Source organism: Pseudarthrobacter defluvii, from assembly GCF_030816725.1.
Classification (GTDB): domain Bacteria; phylum Actinomycetota; class Actinomycetes; order Actinomycetales; family Micrococcaceae; genus Arthrobacter; species Arthrobacter defluvii_A.
This window is the reverse complement of sequence record NZ_JAUSYG010000001.1, coordinates 376,255-393,513: the sequence shown is the minus strand read 5'-3', so window position 1 is coordinate 393,513 and position 17,259 is coordinate 376,255. Positions and strand designations below refer to the sequence as shown.

The following is a 17,259-nucleotide window of genomic DNA, read 5'->3' as shown; positions in this document are numbered from 1 at the left end:
GGGAAGTCCTTACTTTCCGACGAAGATGCCGTTGGAGCGGCGTGCGGCGAGGTAGAAAACGATGCTGAGGATGGAGAGGACTGCTACGTAGACCGGGAAAACCCAGGTGAGGTTGAGGGACTGCAGCCACACCAGCAGGTAGGAGGCCGTGCCACCGAAGACGGCCACGCCGATGCCGTAGCCCAGGGCCACACCGGTGCCACGGATGTTCTTGGGCATCAGGGACGAGCTGACCACGTTGTAGAGGGTCATGTTCAGGACAAGGACGATCGAGCCGCCCAGCAGGACCGCTGCGAATCCGCCGATACCGGGCTGGACGTACAGGAGCATCAGGAAGACGGACGGGATGGCGAGGATCCTGGTCACCAGGAACCAGCGGGACATGGACCGGCCGTCGGCCAGCTTGCCGATGATCCAGCTGCCCACCACCAGGATGGCGCCCAGGACGGTGGTGAGGGCGAAGACGGCCGTGGGGTCTTCCTTGAAGCCGCTGCGGGCTGCGCTCGGCAGCCCCACGTTCCAGGCGTAGTTGTAGGCCTGGGCGGCGCCCACCACGAAGATGATGGCCAGGACGGAGAGCCAATGCTTGCCCACACCGGACCAAACGGTCTTGGCGGTGTTGGAGGCCCGCTCTTCTTCCTTGAGGGTTTCCGGCAGTGAGCGGCGCAGGTAGAGCACCACGAAGCCGAACACGGCGCCGATGATGAATGGTACGCGCCAGCCCCACTCCCCCATCGCCGCGCCGCCGATCGCCAGGCTGCAGACGAAGCTGACCAGGGAGGCGAGCAGGATGCCAATGTTGACGTAGAAGGACATGATGCCGGCCACGTAGCCTTCGCGGCCTTCCGGCGCCAGTTCAACGGCGTGGGAGGTGGAGAGCGGGGCTTCGATGCCGGTGGAAATCCCCTGAAGGATGCGGCAGGCCACCAGGATGAAACCGGACCAGGCGCCGATGGTGGCGTAGCTGGGCGTGACGGCGATGACCAGGGTGGTGCCGGCCATCAGCATGATGGACAGCAGCATCACGCGGCGGCGGCCGATGCGGTCCGCCAGGGTGCCGAGCAGGATGCCGCCCAGGGGACGGAAGGCGAATCCGACGGCGAACACGGCCAGCGCATTCAGCGTGGCGGAGAGGGGTTCGGTGCTGGGAAAGAAGTTGGGGCCGATGAAGGCGGACAGGAGTCCGAAGACCATCCAGTCGTACCATTCGAGCGCATTGCCCAGGCCGAGGCCCAGGAGGCCTTTGCGGACCTCGGGGGTGAATTTATCGCGGTTGCGGGGGGATGTGGTGGTGGAACGGGATGACGGTACGGCATTGTCCGTCGCTTGGATGTCTAGCATGGAAGTGTCCTTACGCTGGCGCCGGGGAGGGCGCAGGAGGGTATGACGCAGCGACGCCTGTTGGAGGAGGCGCATGATGCGAAGGTGGCAAGGATTGCCCGGGGCCACGATTGGGTCCAGACAGTTAAGGGGAAACGCAGGCGCCAGCGGGAACCGGCAGGCCTACCACTTGTGTGGTGCGTTCACCCAGATGGCTACGCATACCTCTTCGTAGCTGTTCTTGTACCAGTGGGGGGTTTCTGCCGGGTAGGTGATGGAATCGCCCTCTTCCAGGCTGTAGCAGACGCCGTCCAAGTAGACGTCCTTCCGGCCCGAGATGATGTAGCAGAACTCTTCCCCGCTGTGGGTAAAGGGTGTTGCGCTGGTGTCATGCCCTGGGGGCGTCATGATCCATTGCGCTTCGATGGTGCCGTCACGGTCCGGGGTGAGCAGTTCGTGAACCGCCTCCCCCACGGATTCGCGGGTGACGTTTTTCAGGTTCCGCCGTGCGGATCTGCGGACGACGGGTGACTTGGTTTGTTCCTGGCCGATGAAGAACCTTCCCACGGGAATGTCCAGTCCATGGGCCAGCTGGGCGAGGGTTGTGAAGGACGGGTTGGCCATTCCGCGTTCGATCTGGCTGACGATCGCCTGGCTGAGGCCGGTGACGTCCGAGAGTTTGGCCAGGGTCATGCCCTTTTCCTTGCGCATGGCCCGCACTTTGTTGCCCACCGTTGCCAGCAGTTCGCTGGTGGCCGGCGGTGCGGTGGTGCTACTCTCGGTGGTCATCGGTTGTCTTTCACTGGGTGAGCTTACTCACACAACTATAGTGAAGATTTTCGCTCAAACAACCCTTTTTCCTAATTATCTTGAAGATTCGGCTTCGCTTCGGCAGACAGGGCGAAAGACACGCGCCAAACGCGTCGCACTGGCCCCATACTTGCGCCATGGACGACACCCCAGCCGTGGAGCAGACCGTTCGAAGACCTGATCGGATCCTCCTCACGCTGGTGGGCGTGGTGGTTTTGCTGGTGGTGGTGGCCCTGGCAGTGGTCTTCACCCGCGGGGAGCCTGCCTCGCTGGATGAGGCGAGTCCCGCGGGGGTGGTCCAGCGGTACAGCAAGGCCGTGATCGACGGCGACACTCCCACCGCCCAGTCCTACCTCACCGAGGGCGCCAAAAGCCGGTGCCGCGGCACGTATACCGGTGAGCCGGCACCTGCCCGCGTTGTCCTGATATCGACGACGGAGCGCACCGATTCGGCCACCGTGAAGGTTTCGATCGTGCGGTCGTCCCAGGGCGGGCCGTTCGGCCCGTCTGAGTATGAGACGCAGGATGCCTTCTCGCTGCTCAGGGTCAACGGGAAGTGGCAGATTGACCAACCACCGTATCCATTGATGGCCTGTACCGTAGTGCCGGTGAAGCAATGAGCGCCGCCGCAGCCTCAACGGCCGCGGCGCCGGCCGGGGGGCTGGCCACCCTGCGCCGGCTGATCCTGTACGTCCTGCTGTTCGCGCTGGTGGTCATCGCCGCGTCAGGGGTGGGTGGCCTGCTGGAACGCCTCTTCCGTACGGCCACCACCCTGGTTACGGGTGACGTTGCCGGCCTGGCCCTGTCGCTGGCGTTCACCCTGATCGGCGGCCCGCTGGCACTGCTGCTGTGGTGGTTCGTCTGGCGGCGGCTTGACGACGAAGCCGAGCGCAGGGCTCCCGGCTGGGGCCTCTACCTGACGGGCATGTACGCCGTCGCCCTCATTATCGCCACCACCTCCCTACTGGATCTTGCTGCATCCTTTGTTGGCACGCGGGAGACCCCGTGGCAGTCCCCGCTGGCCAACGCGATAGTGTGGTCGGCCATCTGGTGGTGGCACCGGTGGATGTGGAAGCACCCCCGCAAACCGTCGGCACACCTCGAAGACGTGCGGGCCGTCGTCGGCTCCGTCTTTGGGCTGCTGCTAAGTGCCGGCGCCGCGATCGCTGCGCTGAGTGCGCTGCTGGATGTCGCCATCCGCGGCTTCACCGCAACCTCCATGTTTGAGCCATGGTGGTTCGGCGTCCTCAGGTCCCTGATCTGGGCCGCTGGTGGGGCGGTGGTGTGGTGGTGGCACTGGTTCCGGGAAGGCGGCCGGCGCTTCCAGACGGGTCTGGTGGACGTCACCATCATCGCCGTGGGCATTTTCGTTGCCGGTATCACCGCCGTGGGCGGGCTCGGCGTCATCCTGTTTGTCCTCCTGCGGTTGGCGTTCGACCGGAGCGATCCGCTCAACGACCTGCTTGAGCCCCTGGCCCCGGCCCTCGCGTCCACAGCCATCGGCGCACTGGTATGGCGCTACCACCGGAGCGCGTCCGTGCACCGTTCCACCCGGACCCGCCGGGCCAGCCTCCTGGTAACGTCCGCAGTGGCGCTTGCCGCGGCGGCGTCCGGTGTGGGCGTGGTGGTGAATGCGCTGCTGGCCACGGCCGCATCTCCCCTGGCCGGCGGGGCGGCCAGGACCCTGCTCCTGGGCGGCATCAGTTCCCTGCTGGTGGGAGCACCGGTGTGGTGGCTGGCGTGGAAGCCCCGGCACCAGCCTCGGACTGCGGAGGGCATTCCGCCGGGCCGGCGCGTGTACCTGGTGGCGTTTTTCGGTGTCAGTGCGGTGGTTGCGCTCATTACCCTGCTGGTGATTGGCTACCGGCTCTTCGAGTTCCTGCTGGGCGAGGTCACCGGCGGCAGCGTCCTTGACCGCATCCGCGCACCCTTTGGCCTCCTGGTGGCAGCGGGACTCGTGGCGGGCTACCACTTCGCACTGTGGCGGCACGACCGGGCACTGCTTGCCGCCGCGGCCCCCACGCAAAGGAGGGTGATCGAGCGGGTCACCTTGGTCACCGGCTATCCGCCGGGTTCCGTGGACCCCGAAGCACTGGCGCGCGGCATTGCTGAGGCCACCGGCGCCAAGGTGACCACCTGGCTGAGGGCAGACGACGGCGGCGCCGGACTTTTGCCGTCGTCCGAGCCTTCGCCCTTGGTTGGGGACGTCATCCGGCAGGTGGCTACCGAACTGGAAGCCAGTGCGGCGCAGCACGTCCTGGTCATGGCCGGGCCAGGGAACCGGCTGGAGGTGATCCCGTTGGCTGCTCCCGGCGGCGCTGCCGTCGCCAGCGGTCCTGCACGCGGCCGGGTCCTACGGCCCTAGCTGGCATTGGAAAGCGCAAGCCTACCGTTGGTTGGCAAAGGAGGCCGGCGATGGCTGCTCGTCGAATCGCGAAGCGTTGTGGTGCCGCCTCGGAACATGTCAGCAGGCGCTTCCTTGGCTGCCTGGCCGCCGTCCTGCTCGCCGCGGCCGGGTGTTCGCCTGGAGGCAGCACGCCGGCAGGCAGTCCCTCCGGCAGCCCGCAACATGGGAGCCCATCACCGGCAACCTCCGGCCCGGGAGCAACGGCGCCGCCGTCCAGGCCCTTCACGGATGCGGAACTCGCCGCCATCATCAACGGAGTGGGCAAGAGCCGCAACCTTCCGGTTCCTGCAGCCCAGGACTCCACCCGCCTGCGCAGCGGTGCGGCCGGCGGGTCCGTTCCCGCAGCCAAGACCGAGACAACGCCCGGGGACTGCATCGCCTTCATGCCCCAGGATCCCTTCACTCGCTGGGCCGACAAGGACATCAACTTCGCCGAAGGTGCCATGCCCCCGGCAGGAGGCCAGTCCGGGCCTGCCAGCACCATCATGGTCGTGCTGAGAAGTGCGGAAAAGGCGGCCATCGCCAAGGCCGACTTCGGCTACCCGGATGACCTCGTTTCCCGCTGTGGCCAGTTCGACCTCGCCTACACAGAGTCCGGCCGCACCTCCACGTACGCTGTGCAACTGCTGGCGGCTCCCCCGCTCGGGGAGAAGCAGCACGCCTTCATGCAGGTCACCAAGCCCAAAGGCCCGGGGGACTTCGGCTCCGTTGGGCTGCGCGTGCTGGACGGCACTTTGTCCGTCACACTCACCCTTGGGGTTGCCAACCTCAGTTCGGGATCCGACGCCAGGCCTGCCCTCGACGCGATGAACGGCCTGGCGAATGAGCTCATGGCCCAGGCCGGGAAGGACCTTCCGACTGTGGCGCCACCGCCTGCAAACTCCCTGTCCCCTGACCAACTGGTGGCGCTGTTCCGGGGCATGACCGGACCGGGCGGAGAACCGGTGTCCCTGCCGCAGGCAATGATCGTCGGAGCATCCCCTGGCTTCACACCTGGTGCATCATCACAGCCGCCCGACCCTCCCTGTACCTTCAATGAGGAGTCGTACGCCAAATCCCTGACTGGCTCGGTCTCCGGCCAAGGGATGATCCAGGGAGCCAGCAAGATCGACTACACAGATTTCATGGTGGTCAGCATGCCCTCCACGGCAGCCCCGCCCTACCCCTTCGACGCCCGGTCCGAACAGCTGCGGGGCTGTACCAGCGTTCAGGAAAGCTCGTTTGGCGGCGGGAGCTGGCCCTGGTCCGCCGTTTCCGAGCTGACCATGGCGCTCCCCGCTGATGCGAGCTACGCCGTGGCCTACCAGCTCTCAGACGGCACCGGGGAGTGGCACGTCCGGAGCGGGGCACGGAGGGGGACTCTTTCGATCGAAGCCAGCAGCAGGACAGCGGCCCAGTCAGAAACACAGGCCAAGGCAGACGCACTCGCCGCCTTTTTTGGCGCTGTTTTTTCACGTGCCGGAAAGTAGGCCAAGGGGCGCCGGCGTCCGGCGGATTTGCCATCCTCAAGATTTGCGCAGTTTATCCTGCTGCTGGATTAACCCTCTTCCCTTGGGATTCCGCTCTGCCTAGGGTGGGCACACAGGTTTTGCCAAGGGGGATAAATGAAAAGCACGGTTGAAGGTCTTTCAGACGCCACGAGCCAGGACGCGCAGCAGGTTGCAGCGCCGGATTCGCTGGACGGACAGCGCAAGGTGGCGGAGTGGACGTCTGATTGCCTTTTCACGATGCGTAGCCCTGTCCGCTTCACCCGGGCGGACTGGCCCTAGGCGCCAGCTGGCCGGCTCTTGCTCCGCAGTCACTCAGCCGGCTCGATTAGTTCCGGCCCGTCATTCCGCACGCTGTTCACCCTGGTGCTGACCACCCGCGGCGTCAGTACCGGCTCGGGCAGCGAGTCCAGCAGGTGCTGGATGTCTGCTTTGTCTGTGAGGTCCGGGTCCAGCCAGTCGGAAAAACGTTCACGGGGAATGATCACCGGGGATCTGTCGTGGACATGCCCCAGGGCGTCCTGGGCGGTGGTGGTCAACACGGTGCAGCTCAGGAGCCAACGGCCCGGGTCGTCCTCGGGAACTGAAGGATCGGCCCACCACTCATACAGGCCGGCGAAGCCGAGCATTGGCTCTTTCTCCGAGTACAGGTAGTTGGGGATCTTCTTTCCGTCCTCGGTCTTCTGCCACTCGTAGTAGCCGTCAGCGGGAAGAATTGCCCGTCTCTTCACCGCCGCCTTGCGGAACGACGGCTTCTCCAGGATGCTCTCGCTGCGGGCATTGATCAGCTTGTTCCCGATTTTGATGTCCTTCGCCCAGGACGGGACCAGGCCCCAGTGGGCCACGAGCAGGTGCCGCTCAATGCTGCCCTCGTCCAGCCGTTCCGCCACTATGGGCACGGGCTCGGTTGGGGCCACGTTCCAGCTGGGTGGTGGCGGGGTGCCTTCAACCTCTTTGGCGTCAAAGTAGCTCAAAAGGTCACCGGTGGCCTTTGACATTACGTATCTGCCGCACATGTGGTTTGTTCTCCCCAATGAAGCTTCGTTAGCAGTTGCCGCGTCTGTAAGGGGACGGGCCACCTGGACCACCGGTATGACTCCTGGGAGCCATGCGCCCAACACGGCCAGCGCACTGGTTCAGGTCGTTACCCGCCGTTTCAGGCCCGCCCGCTCTGGTTAGCTCGATGCGTCGCGCTCGATGTCCTCGGCAAGGTCGTCCACTTCCTCAGGCCGTGCCTTGATGCCGGCCTCCTCGAAGCGCTCCTCGAGGACGTGGCTTACGTCGTCCTGGACATGGCCCAGCTGGATGTCGTCGCGGACATCCTCGGCGATGCTTTCAGGTGTCGCGTCGGGGTCCGTTCCCGCCATGAGCTCGTCGTTGCCGTCAAAGGGGTCGTGGGCGCCGCCATCTCCGCTATCAGTCATACTCCATCGTTACCCTTCTCCTTCCGGCGGTAAACGCCCCGGCTTCCGACGCCGGCTCGAGAGTGCCCGGCCTCAACCCAGGAAGGTGCGGTGCACTTCGCTGCCGTAGCGGCCAATGATGGTCCTCTTGGCGTTCCTGAAGGCTTCCAGATCTCCGGAGCGCCCGCGCTGTTCAACCCGGCGCCTTGCCAGCTCATCCGAGATCACGTCAAGGAAGAGTTCGGCGAGCAGGAGACGTGCGGAGTCGCGGAAGCGGCCCCGGCCGTCGACGTAGAGCTGGACGGTTGGGGCTGCCGTGTTGATGATGACTTTTCGTTCCTCTTCGCTGTACACGGCGCGGTCGGTGCTGTTGTGGAGGTTGCGGAAGTCATAGCCGGTAAAAAGGTCCACCCCGTGATCGTGGCTCGCGCGCTGGACCCGGCGGTGCGGGGCCGGGGGCGTTCCAGCGGCTGCGACGGCCTGGTGCGGCGGCTGGTCTGGGCTGCGGCGGGAGGCGTCCTCGGCAATGACAACTTCACAAAGCGCCCAGTAATCACCCGCCCGGGCAGTGATTTCGCCACGCTCTCCGGCCTGCTCCCCTGTTGCAGTCCATTGAAGCCTGTGAGTGTCCCCCAGAGTACCGACAGGAACCGAAGCAGGCAGAGGGTCCAGTCCGATCGAGGACGGAAGGCCCAGTTCGAACTCCAGGGTCTCGCTCCCGGGCAGCCGGTTCGGATCCAGCAGCAGTGTTATGTGGAATGGATGCCCCGGGGGACGGTAATAGAAGGGCGTTGTGAACCGCAGGACCGCTGGCAGTGGTGTCCCCGGCCCCCGCGGGCCGTCCCCATTCGGGACAACAGGTGCCGTCTCCAGCCCCAGGTCCAGGACGGCGGCCTCATTCATATGCTGAAGCAGACGCTCGATCATCTCCGCGGTGCGCCCGGATGTGGTGGCACGTTCCAGATGGGTGAGTTTTTCTTTCTCGGCCTGGACGGCCGTAGCAACAGTCAGGCTTACCGCGTGCGAAAACGCCGCAACGAACGGGTCCTTCATGTTCAGGCCCTCGCGCTCATCGCTGATGATGGCCTTGCCCCTGCCCAGCATTTCGGTCAGCGCCGGGCACCGCACCGTGCCGAACAGATATTCCGTACCCACCTGGTTCTCATACTCGAACATCTGGCAGTCGAGCACGGCCATGCCGGACTCCACTACCAGGCCGGCGGTTCGTTCGTCGCCCTTCAGCGTCAACTCAACACCTTGGGCCCGCTTGAGCGTGACCGTGAACGCGTACTCCGCGCCGTCGACGTTGAAGCTGCCGGGCTGGTCAGGGCCCACCAGCGTGGTGGCCGGGGGCTCCTGGAAGCGGATGATGTTCCTGCTGTATTCCTCGTTGCCAGGGTGTCCGTGTAACAGCTCAACTTCGCGCCGGGCCAGTACTTCCCGCAGGTAAATGTTGTCCGCAAGGAGTTGCAGCAGAGTCGCCTGCTGGGTGATCGTGGCGTGCGGGTTATCGACCACGATGGTGACCTTGGTACCGTTGCCGCCGTCGGGAATGCCGAGCCGGGCGAAGTCCGCGGGGAAGGCCAGACGATCAGCGCCGTCGTCGTCGTAAAGATAGCCGCCGTTTTTGCCCCGGAAGATGTCGATCCGGGTGAAGCGGCCGTCGCGTATGGTCTCGATCCAGCCGTGGCCCAGGCCGAAAATTGCCTGCTTAAGCCCCCGCCCGAAGTAGCCGCGGCCTGCACCCTCACCTCGGGCCAGCGGACTGTGGGCGCCGCCGTAGCTGATGATGCTGCCAGCCTGTTCGAAGGACATGCCCTCCGCCTGGTCGCTGACCATGAGTACTGCCCCGGTGTGGTGCCGATGGTAACCGACCAGGATCTTGCCGGCCACGTCGCTGCCGGCACTTTCCAGCCGCGCATAACTGTCATCGCTGTTGGTGATGAGCTCCACCAGCGCCTTCTCAACAGATGCGAAGCGCCGGGAATCAATCCCGATCACACGCTGGTCCACTTGGATCTGGGCAACCGTCATGGTGGTTCCTTCGCTAACAACCGAAGCTAAAGGCCAACCCGAAGGCGCAGCGACGGGCCAACTACGTGGAGCGTAGCAGTAGTCAGAGCGGTCAGGACACCTCTGTGAGGAGCCCGTCGATTCGGGCCAGCAGGCCGGGCCATCCGCTGCCCATGCCTTCAATGGCCTGGCGGCCCATGGGGGTGTCGAGCTGGAAGCCCGAGTGTTCGAGGTGGAGGACGGTGCCGCCGTCCACCGGCTCAAGGCGCCAGGTGATGGTGGTGTCCAACTGGCCCTCGGAGAAGAGGAAGCTGATGTACTCGCCCGGGTCCACGGCGAGGACCTCGCACTGCTGCTGGCCCCAGGCGCCCATGTCCATGGTGAAGCGGTGACCCACCGCCGGTGCGATGTTGCCCGGCGCCCACCAGCGGGCCAGCAGTTCAGGGTTGGTCAGGGCGGCCCACACCGCCGATGCAGGGTGCGGATAGTGCCGTTCCAGCCGAATGGCGTTCTCGGTCATGTCGGTTTCTCCTCGTCCAGAAGGTCTGCCAGGGCGTCAAGCCGCTGGTTCCAGTAGTGCTCGAAGTGCTTCACCCATCCGCCGATCTCGGCCAGTCCCGCCGGCTGCAGGTGGTACACCCTGTTCCTGCCCTGCCGCTCTTCCCTGACCAGCCCCGCATCCCGGAGCACGGCAAGGTGCTCTGACGCGGCCGGGCGGCTGAGTTCAAGCAGGCCGGTGAGTTCACCGGACGTCCTGGGCCCCTGGCGCAGCTCGTCCAGGATGACGCGCCGGGCCGGGTTCGAGACGGCGGCGAAGACATCGGGAAGCACGATTCCACTATATGTCGGAATTTTCCGACGTACTTTACATCCAAACGGCCCATGTTCCCTCCGTCACATGAGGCCTACGCTGGACGCATCCAGGAGTAACGTGAAATTGCATGCAAATGCATGAACTAATCCAGCGATCCAAAGGAGAATGCCCCATGAAGGCATGGCAGTTCACCGGCACCAACAACCCACTCACCCTCAATGAAGTGCCCGAACCCACTGCCGGCCCAGGGCAGGTAGCAGTCAGCGTCAAGGCGGCCGGCGTGTGCCACTCGGACGTGACAGCCATCGATGACGCCGGCTGGATGCCCTTGTTCCCGAAACTTCCCCGCACCATGGGTCACGAGAATGCCGGCGTCATCACCGAAGTTGGAGAGGGCATGGAGCACTGGAAAGTGGGCGACCGGGTGGGCCTGTCGCCCGTCATGAGCGACGGGGACGCCCTGGGCTACGGCAAGTGGGATGGCGGATTCGGCCCCAAGCTGCTCGCCACGGACGACAATCTGGTAAAGCTGCCCGATGAAGTCTCCTTCGAGCTTGGTGCCATGGCGACCGACGCCGGCCTTACCGCCTACCACGCCATCATGGCCGTGGGCGGCGCCAAGGCAGGCATGAAGGTTGGTGTGATCGGGCTGGGCGGACTGGGCTACATCGGTGCCCGCGTGGCAGTGCTGGCAGGCGCAGAAGTGTATGGCGCCGAGGTGAACCCGGAAACACAGAAGCTCGCCGACGAAATCGGACTCGCCGGCGTGGCTGACTCAATCACCGCCTTCAAGGACAAGAAGCTGGACCTGATCGTGGATTATGCGGGCTTCGGAACCACCACGTCCCAAGCCCTCGAGACCCTGGCCGAATTCGGCACCCTGGTCCAGGTGGGCATGGGACGCCTCGAAGCGACCATCAACACCTACCCGCTGATCATCAACCAACTGTCCATCAAGGGCTCCAAGTCCGGCACCAAAGAGGACCTCGAGAACCTGTATGCCCTCATGAAGTCCGGCGAGCTGAACCCGCCGATGAATCTCATCAAGCAGGCAGACATACCGGACGCCATCGACAAGCTGCGCAAGGGCGGCGTTGTGGGCCGCTTCATCGCTGTCTACCAGGACTGACTTCCCACGCCTTTTCGCAAGCGGACGACGGCGGGCGCGTCCCGCCGTCGTCCGCTTGCTTTTTTGACGGCTGCTGCGGCGCGCTCACGGTTCATCCACCAGGCTCGCTTTTGGTCCGCCTGGACCTTGACCCGGCTGGGCCGGACTTTTTGGGGGCATTTTCATGGTGGGAACTGGAAGTACATCAAAGACGCCGTTAGGGGTGGCCCCGCTTCGGCCAGCCGCGCTCCTCGTTGTGCTGTCGCTGGGACTGGCAGGGTGCACATACACGGGGGCTCCAGCCCCTGCGGAACCGGCCGCCGCAGCTGCGCCAACGTCCCCAGTTTCGTCCCCCGCCGCAAAGACGCCCCTGGCCGGGGACACCGTGCGCGACTCCTTTGGCAATGTGGACTTTTACACCAGTGTGGGAGGCGACACCCCTGCGGCGGTGGCTGCCGCATACAAGCTTTCCGAGGCCAAGCTCTCCGCATTTAACGGCCTCCAGCCCGGAACACCCCTCGCCCCAGGCACACGGCTCCGCCTGATTCCGGCCGGGCCGGGAACCGGCGCAAGCGGCCCTGTGACCGTTGACGCAGAGGGCATCCCGACCAGCTACTTGGTGGAACCCGACGACACCCTGAGCGGCATCACTTACCGCTTCAACCTCACCGAAAAGCAGTTGGCCGAGGCGAACAAGGTGCCCTTCACCTATGAGCGGGGGAACGTCTTCTACATTCAGGCAGGAAGGCTCATCCAGCTTCAGAAGAAGCCGGTAGACAGGGGCTCCGGGTCCGGGACAGAGGTCAACAACTCGTTTGGCCAGACGATCTTTTACACCACGGTGGACGGCGACTCGTTCGACAGCCTTGGCTACAAGTTCCGGTCCACCACGGCACAGATCCTGTTGTACAACCCTTCACTGGCAGCGAATGAGCCCATCCCCGCAGGGACGAAAGTTCAGCTGATTCCTGGCGATGTGAAAATTGAAGGCGCCCAGGGAACGTTCACCGCCGATGCCAACGGGATTCCGCTGACCTACACCACGGCGCCCGGCGACATCGAACTCCAGGTTGCCTTCCGCTTCGGCGTGACAGACCTAAGGTCGGCCAACCGCCCAAGTAAGGGCGCGGGTGGGGCGTGGTACGAGTTTGCAGACTTGCCGAACGGCGAGTTGGCACCAGGCCAGACCATCAGCGTGGCACTGGACAAGCCCATCAACAAACCCGAACGCTAAGGCACGTCGCCAGCGACGTTTTCTTGGCGCTTTAACCTCTACTGCCAGCCGGAGCTGCCTCTCCGGCCCACCCGGTAACCCGCCCAGAACGCGAGCACCAGCAGTCCGGCAACCATGATGGCCAGGCCGATCTGGGTGCCCGGGCTGATGAATGCCATGCCGTTGGCTGTGAAGACCTCATTGCTCAGCGGAGCGTAGGCGAACCACCCCACGTAGCTGTTCCGGTTGCTCCACGCGACGAAGCACCCCACCACCATGGTCACCACCCCAAGCAAGGGCACGACGGCGGCAGGAACTTTGGCGCGTTTGGACGGCTGGCGTTTCCCAGGTGTTGCGTTCTCCCCCATGGAACGCGAGTCTAGCTGCGGGCGCCGTGCTGCCGGCAAATGCGGCTCCTGAAACTTCCTGCACTTCAAAAACATCAGCCTCTCCTATTGTTGAGAAACCGCTTTCTCGATATTGTCCTTGTCAGCGCCCTCCAGTGATCGGCGTCATAGTGGACCGCGGACCGGGGCGCAGTTCATTCCAATGACGGAAGAGATAACATGCGAAAACGCAGTGCCTACGTGTCCTTATCCGCAGCACTGGCAGTAGCCGGAGCCCTCATCATTCCAACCCAGGCAGGGGCAGCTCCAAACCCTGCGGCCGACCCCACTGCCCAAACCGCCCAGACACCACTGGAGCGCCAAGTCCTCGCCGAAGGCAACGGCTGGGCGTCAGAAGGGACGGGAACGACGGGCGGTTCAGCAGCCACAGACGCCCATGTTTACGATGTCAGCACCAAAGCTGAGATGCTGGCGGCCTTCGCGGAAGCCGGTACCCAACCCAAGATCGTCAGGGTCCATGGAACCATCAACGCAAACACGGCACCGGATGGAACTCAGCTGACCTGCGAAGGCTACGCCGAGGGGACCGGCTACAGCCTGGAGCAGTACCTCCGGGACTTCGACCCGGCCACCTACGGACGCAGCCAGGAGCCCGCAGGCCCGCAGGAGGACGCCCGCCGCCTGGCCGCGGCAAAGCAGGCGAAGACCATCCGCTGGGACATCCCGAGCAACACCACCATTGTCGGAGCAACCCCGGACAGCAGCATCACCGGCGCGGCGATGCGCATCAACGGCGCCACCAACGTGATCGTGCGGAACCTGACATTGCAGGATTCCGCCGACTGCTTCCCCGCCTGGGACCCCACCGACGGGGCTGAAGGCAACTGGAACAGCGAATACGATCTGCTGCAGGTCATCAACAAAGCCACGCATGTGTGGATCGACCACTCCGCCTTCACCGACGCCCCCAGCCTGGACAGCTCCCAGCCGCTCTACTTCGGCCGCCCCTACCAGGTGCACGACGGCGCGGTGGATGTCACCAACGGCTCGGACCTGGTGACCATGTCCTACAACCGGTTCTCCGACCACGACAAACTGCTCCTGATCGGCTCCACCGACTCCGCCACCCGTGGCGACCCCGGCAAACTGCGCGTCACCATCCACCACAACGTCTTCGAGAACGTGGGCCAGCGTGCCCCGCGGGTGCGTTTCGGCCAGGTGGACGTGTACAACAACCACTACAAGGTGGCGGCGGACAGCGCTATCCCCTACGAGTACAGCCTGGGCGCCGGCTTCAGCTCCCACCTGTACGCGGAGGCCAACGCCTTCACGCTGCCGGAGGGGATCACCGCCGCTGACATCATCGGCCGCTACAAGGGAACGCAGATCACCACCATCGCCAATGCGGTCAACGGCAAGATCACGGACATTCGCGCCGAGTACAACGCCGCTGCTGCGCCCGCCGACCAGCTGGCAGCGGATACCTCCTGGACGCCCACCTTCCGCACGCAGGTCCACCCGGCCCAGGCCGTACCGGCCCTGCTCAAGGACTCCACCGGCCCCATCTTCACCGCCGGGACGGACTCCTGATGGCCGCAATCCTGCCCAGCCGGCGCAGCGTCCTGGCCTCCCTGGCCCTCGCTGCCGGCACTGCGGCCCTCTCCGGAACAGGGGTGGCAACCGCCGTCGCCCAAGCCAGCCCCGACCCCTCGAAGCCCCGCACCAAGCCGGTCATTTTTGTGGTCGGTGACTCGACGTCGTCGGCCTACCAGCAGTCCGAACGGCCCCGCGCGGGGTGGGGACAGGCCCTGCCGCTCCTGCTGGGACCGCAGGCGACCGTCTTCGATTACGCGTGGTCCGGCGCGTCCTCCAAGAGCTTCGCCGACGCAGGCCTGCTGGACCGGGTGCTGGCACTGATGCAGCCGGGCGACTACCTGCTCATCAGCTTCGGCCACAACGACGAAAAGGTTGCCGATCCGGCCCGCGGGACTCTCCCTGATTCCACCTTCAAGGAGTATCTGGGCCGGTACATCGACGGTGCCAGGGCACGCGGGGGCAAGCCCGTGCTGGTCACCCCGGTGGAGCGCCGCCGCTTTGATGCCTCCGGCAATGCCAAGGATTCCCACGGTGAGTATCCGCGGGCCGTCCGCGAACTTGCTGCGGCGTCCGGCACTGCGCTGGTGGACCTGACGGCCTCTTCGAAACAGTTGTGGCAGGAGCTGGGGCCGGAAGGAACCAAGTCGCGTTTCCTCTTCCTCGCCCCGGGCCAGCACCCGCAGTACCCGCAGGGTTCGGAGGACAATACGCATTTCCAGGCCCTCGGCGCCGTGGAGGTGGCCCGCCTGGTGGCCCGCGAACTGCAATCCAAGCAGATCGTCCCGCCGGGCTACTTCCTGAACATCGGCGCCGGCACCGATCCCCTGCTGGAGATGTACTGGCCCAGCGAACGTCCGGTGGACCTGCCGGTGACGCTCGACGTCGGTCCGGGCAAGGCGTTCACGACCGTACAGTCCGCGGTGGATTCGGTCCCGAATGCCAGCCTCCAGCGGACGGTCATCAGGATCCAGCCGGGCACTTACCGGGAAGCCGTCCGGATCCCTGCCACCAAGCCGCGGATCACTTTCGCTGGGCAGGGTGCCCGGCCGGAGGATGTGGTGCTGGTCTACAACAACGCCTCCGGGACGCCCAAGCCGGACGGCAGCGGGAACTTCGGCACCTCGGGCAGCGCGTCCGTGCGGGTTGACGGGCCGGATTTCGTGGCACGGAACCTGACCATCAGCAACGATTTCGACGAGGCCGCCAACCTGGGGATGAAGGACCGCCAGGCCGTCGCCCTGCACATCACAGGGGACCGGTCGGCGCTGTCCAATGTCAGGCTGCTGGGCAACCAGGACACCTTGCTGGTCAACTCCCCCGGCGCGGGCGTCCAGGCCCGCTTCTACTTTGACAGCTGTTATGTGGAAGGGGACGTGGACTTCATTTTCGGCCGCGGCACCGCCGTTTTCAGCGGCTGCCAGATCAAGAGCCTGGACCGGGGTTCCACGACCAACAATGGCTACGTCACGGCCGGCAGCCAGGACCTGTCCATCAAGTACGGGTACCTTTTTGACCGGTGCCGGCTTGTCTCGGACGCGGCCGCCGGCTCCGTCCACCTTGGCAGGCCGTGGCATCCCAGCGGCGACCCGAAGGCGGTGGCCCAGGTCCTGGTCAGGGATTCCTGGCTTGGCGCGCACATCTCGGGTACGCCGTGGACGGACATGAGCGGCTTCTCCTGGCGCGAGGCCCGGTTCCACGAGTTCAACAACCGCGGACCGGGTGCACAGGTGACGCCTGACCGCCCGCAGCTGCCCGGGCCGGAGGCGGGCAGCTACACGGTCAGGACGTACCTGCAGGGAACGGACGGCTGGGCGCCCCAGCTTGAAGGGTCGACGGCGGACTGCAGCGTGGTGCCGGTCGCCTAGTTATGGAAGGGAAGGTCCGGTTCCGCCGCGGAACCGGACCTTCCCTTTCGCCGTTCCTGCCTAGCCGGGCCGCTGCGGCGAGGTTTAGGCTGGGCGGATGTTGACCATCGGAACCATCGTCCTTGGCGTCAACGACGTCGCCGCCGCCACCAAGTTCTGGCATGACGCCATTGGCTATGTCCCCCGGGAAGAAGGCGACGAAACGTGGGTGACCCTTGTGCCGTCGTCGGGCCCTGGTGCGGAGCTGTCGCTCATGCTCAGCGAAACCCCTGTCCAGGACCACCCGCGGATCCACTTGGACCTCTATGCGGGTGACCAGGACGCGGAGGTGGAGCGCCTGGTCACCCTCGGTGCCAAACGGGTGGACTGGGACTCGTACCCGGAGGACCCAGACTTTGTGGTCCTTGAGGATCCGGACGGGAACCGGTTCTGCGTCATCGACAAGAGCCCGCGCTAGGGGGCTGCGGGGAACAAGCGCGACTCCCAGGCCGTTGGCATCCCTACAACCGTCACCTTTTGCGGGACGGAAGCGACGGAAGGGAACTCATGGTCAGGGCTATCTGGAACGGAAGAGTCATCGCCGAATCCGCGGACACCATAGTGGTGGAGGGCAACCATTACTTCCCGCGCGACGCCGTCAACGCCGACTACCTGCGGGACAGCGGCAAGAACACGTTCTGCCCGTGGAAGGGCACGGCCAGTTACCACACGCTGGAGGTTGACGGCGAGCTGAACGAGGCCGCGGCCTGGTACTACCCGGACGCGAAGCCGCGGGCCAAGCACATTGAGGACAGGATCGCGTTCTGGCGCGGCGTCACCATCGAGGACCAGCAGGCGGAATAAGCGGACGACGGCGGGTGGGCACCCGCCGTCGTC

General features: G+C 65.1%; 17 protein-coding genes. 9 read left to right on the top strand and 8 right to left on the bottom strand.

The genetic code is table 11. The annotated features are described in order from the left end of the window. Positions 1-9: 9 nt before the first annotated feature. Positions 10-1,341, bottom strand: coding sequence for an MFS transporter (locus QF031_RS01740; protein ID WP_307423253.1), 1,332 nt, complete (start codon positions 1,339-1,341; stop codon positions 10-12). Between the two features lie 162 nt (positions 1,342-1,503). Then, complete coding sequence (locus QF031_RS01735; RefSeq protein ID WP_307423250.1) at positions 1,504-2,109, bottom strand: helix-turn-helix domain-containing protein; 606 nt, start codon at positions 2,107-2,109, stop codon at positions 1,504-1,506. 158 nt (positions 2,110-2,267) lie between these two features. Here QF031_RS01735 and QF031_RS01730 point away from each other — a divergent pair, with 158 nt between their 5' ends. The 3 genes from QF031_RS01730 to QF031_RS01720 are packed head-to-tail and all read left to right on the top strand — an operon-like array spanning position 2,268 to position 6,006. Next, on the top strand, positions 2,268-2,750 hold the full coding sequence (locus tag QF031_RS01730) for a hypothetical protein (protein ID WP_307423248.1): 483 nt from the start codon (positions 2,268-2,270) through the stop codon (positions 2,748-2,750). Next, complete coding sequence (locus QF031_RS01725; protein ID WP_307423246.1) at positions 2,747-4,495, top strand: DUF5671 domain-containing protein; 1,749 nt, start codon at positions 2,747-2,749, stop codon at positions 4,493-4,495. Before QF031_RS01730 ends, QF031_RS01725 begins: the two co-directional genes overlap by 4 nt. Before the next feature lie 50 nt (positions 4,496-4,545). Then, positions 4,546-6,006, top strand: coding sequence for a hypothetical protein (locus tag QF031_RS01720; RefSeq protein WP_307423244.1), 1,461 nt, complete (start codon positions 4,546-4,548; stop codon positions 6,004-6,006). Between the two features lie 329 nt (positions 6,007-6,335). Here the strand turns inward: QF031_RS01720 and QF031_RS01715 are convergent, their stop codons facing one another. From QF031_RS01715 to QF031_RS01695, 5 genes are all read right to left on the bottom strand, one after another. Beyond that, the gene (locus tag QF031_RS01715; protein WP_307423240.1) at positions 6,336-7,040 is read right to left on the bottom strand and encodes an SOS response-associated peptidase; all 705 of its coding nucleotides are present in this window, start codon (positions 7,038-7,040) and stop codon (positions 6,336-6,338) included. A 159-nt stretch (positions 7,041-7,199) separates the two neighbouring features. Continuing rightward, positions 7,200-7,448 (bottom strand): hypothetical protein, encoded by a 249-nt coding sequence (locus QF031_RS01710; RefSeq protein WP_307423236.1) that lies wholly within the window; start codon positions 7,446-7,448, stop codon positions 7,200-7,202. A 72-nt stretch (positions 7,449-7,520) separates the two neighbouring features. After that, entirely contained in the window at positions 7,521-9,461 is a 1,941-nt protein-coding gene (locus tag QF031_RS01705; RefSeq protein WP_307423233.1) for an ATP-binding protein, read from the bottom strand. Positions 9,462-9,552: 91 nt separating this feature from the next. Next, positions 9,553-9,960: an SRPBCC family protein gene (locus QF031_RS01700; RefSeq protein WP_307423231.1), complete on the bottom strand. Its 408-nt coding sequence runs from the start codon at positions 9,958-9,960 to the stop codon at positions 9,553-9,555. Further along, positions 9,957-10,271, bottom strand: coding sequence for an ArsR/SmtB family transcription factor (locus QF031_RS01695; protein WP_307423228.1), 315 nt, complete (start codon positions 10,269-10,271; stop codon positions 9,957-9,959). Before QF031_RS01695 ends, QF031_RS01700 begins: the two co-directional genes overlap by 4 nt. 155 nt (positions 10,272-10,426) lie before the next feature. On the opposite strand from QF031_RS01695, the gene QF031_RS01690 reads away from it, so the two are divergent. Together QF031_RS01690 and QF031_RS01685 are read left to right on the top strand one after the other, a co-directional pair. Continuing rightward, entirely contained in the window at positions 10,427-11,383 is a 957-nt protein-coding gene (locus tag QF031_RS01690) for a zinc-binding dehydrogenase (RefSeq protein WP_307423225.1), read from the top strand. A gap of 364 nt (positions 11,384-11,747) precedes the next feature. Beyond that, positions 11,748-12,596, top strand: a complete 849-nt coding sequence (locus QF031_RS01685; protein WP_307423221.1) for a LysM peptidoglycan-binding domain-containing protein — start codon at positions 11,748-11,750, stop codon at positions 12,594-12,596. A 38-nt stretch (positions 12,597-12,634) separates the two neighbouring features. Here the strand turns inward: QF031_RS01685 and QF031_RS01680 are convergent, their stop codons facing one another. Further along, entirely contained in the window at positions 12,635-12,943 is a 309-nt protein-coding gene (locus QF031_RS01680; RefSeq protein WP_307423218.1) for a hypothetical protein, read from the bottom strand. A gap of 198 nt (positions 12,944-13,141) precedes the next feature. Between QF031_RS01680 and QF031_RS01675 the strand changes: the two genes are divergently transcribed. From QF031_RS01675 to QF031_RS01660, 4 genes are all read left to right on the top strand, one after another. After that, positions 13,142-14,512 carry a pectate lyase family protein gene (locus QF031_RS01675; RefSeq protein ID WP_307423215.1) on the top strand — a complete coding sequence of 457 codons (1,371 nt, stop codon included), beginning with the start codon at positions 13,142-13,144 and terminating at the stop codon, positions 14,510-14,512. Beyond that, positions 14,512-16,383 (top strand): pectinesterase family protein, encoded by a 1,872-nt coding sequence (locus QF031_RS01670; protein ID WP_307423211.1) that lies wholly within the window; start codon positions 14,512-14,514, stop codon positions 16,381-16,383. The genes QF031_RS01675 and QF031_RS01670 overlap by 1 nt, the downstream gene beginning before the upstream one ends. A gap of 97 nt (positions 16,384-16,480) precedes the next feature. Then, entirely contained in the window at positions 16,481-16,840 is a 360-nt protein-coding gene (locus QF031_RS01665) for a VOC family protein (RefSeq protein ID WP_307423208.1), read from the top strand. Positions 16,841-16,929: 89 nt separating this feature from the next. Further along, a complete protein-coding gene (locus QF031_RS01660) occupies positions 16,930-17,226 on the top strand; it encodes a DUF427 domain-containing protein (RefSeq protein WP_307423205.1) in 297 nt (98 codons plus the stop codon). The last annotated feature ends 33 nt before the right edge of the window (positions 17,227-17,259 follow it).

Excerpts from the sequence above, each read along its gene's own strand:
- QF031_RS01710 (WP_307423236.1), bottom strand. The coding sequence starts at position 7,448 with ATGACTGATAGCGGAGATGGCGGCGCCCACGACCCCTTTGACGGCAAC.
- QF031_RS01660 (WP_307423205.1), top strand. The coding sequence starts at position 16,930 with ATGGTCAGGGCTATCTGGAACGGAAGAGTCATCGCCGAATCCGCGGAC.
- QF031_RS01700 (WP_307423231.1), bottom strand. The coding sequence starts at position 9,960 with ATGACCGAGAACGCCATTCGGCTGGAACGGCACTATCCGCACCCTGCA.
- QF031_RS01715 (WP_307423240.1), bottom strand. The coding sequence starts at position 7,040 with ATGTGCGGCAGATACGTAATGTCAAAGGCCACCGGTGACCTTTTGAGC.
- QF031_RS01665 (WP_307423208.1), top strand. The coding sequence starts at position 16,481 with ATGTTGACCATCGGAACCATCGTCCTTGGCGTCAACGACGTCGCCGCC.
- QF031_RS01720 (WP_307423244.1), top strand. The coding sequence starts at position 4,546 with ATGGCTGCTCGTCGAATCGCGAAGCGTTGTGGTGCCGCCTCGGAACAT.
- QF031_RS01680 (WP_307423218.1), bottom strand. The coding sequence starts at position 12,943 with ATGGGGGAGAACGCAACACCTGGGAAACGCCAGCCGTCCAAACGCGCC.
- QF031_RS01730 (WP_307423248.1), top strand. The coding sequence starts at position 2,268 with ATGGACGACACCCCAGCCGTGGAGCAGACCGTTCGAAGACCTGATCGG.
- QF031_RS01735 (WP_307423250.1), bottom strand. The coding sequence starts at position 2,109 with ATGACCACCGAGAGTAGCACCACCGCACCGCCGGCCACCAGCGAACTG.
- QF031_RS01675 (WP_307423215.1), top strand. The coding sequence starts at position 13,142 with ATGCGAAAACGCAGTGCCTACGTGTCCTTATCCGCAGCACTGGCAGTA.
- QF031_RS01740 (WP_307423253.1), bottom strand. The coding sequence starts at position 1,341 with ATGCTAGACATCCAAGCGACGGACAATGCCGTACCGTCATCCCGTTCC.
- QF031_RS01670 (WP_307423211.1), top strand. The coding sequence starts at position 14,512 with ATGGCCGCAATCCTGCCCAGCCGGCGCAGCGTCCTGGCCTCCCTGGCC.
- QF031_RS01725 (WP_307423246.1), top strand. The coding sequence starts at position 2,747 with ATGAGCGCCGCCGCAGCCTCAACGGCCGCGGCGCCGGCCGGGGGGCTG.
- QF031_RS01690 (WP_307423225.1), top strand. The coding sequence starts at position 10,427 with ATGAAGGCATGGCAGTTCACCGGCACCAACAACCCACTCACCCTCAAT.
- QF031_RS01705 (WP_307423233.1), bottom strand. The coding sequence starts at position 9,461 with ATGACGGTTGCCCAGATCCAAGTGGACCAGCGTGTGATCGGGATTGAT.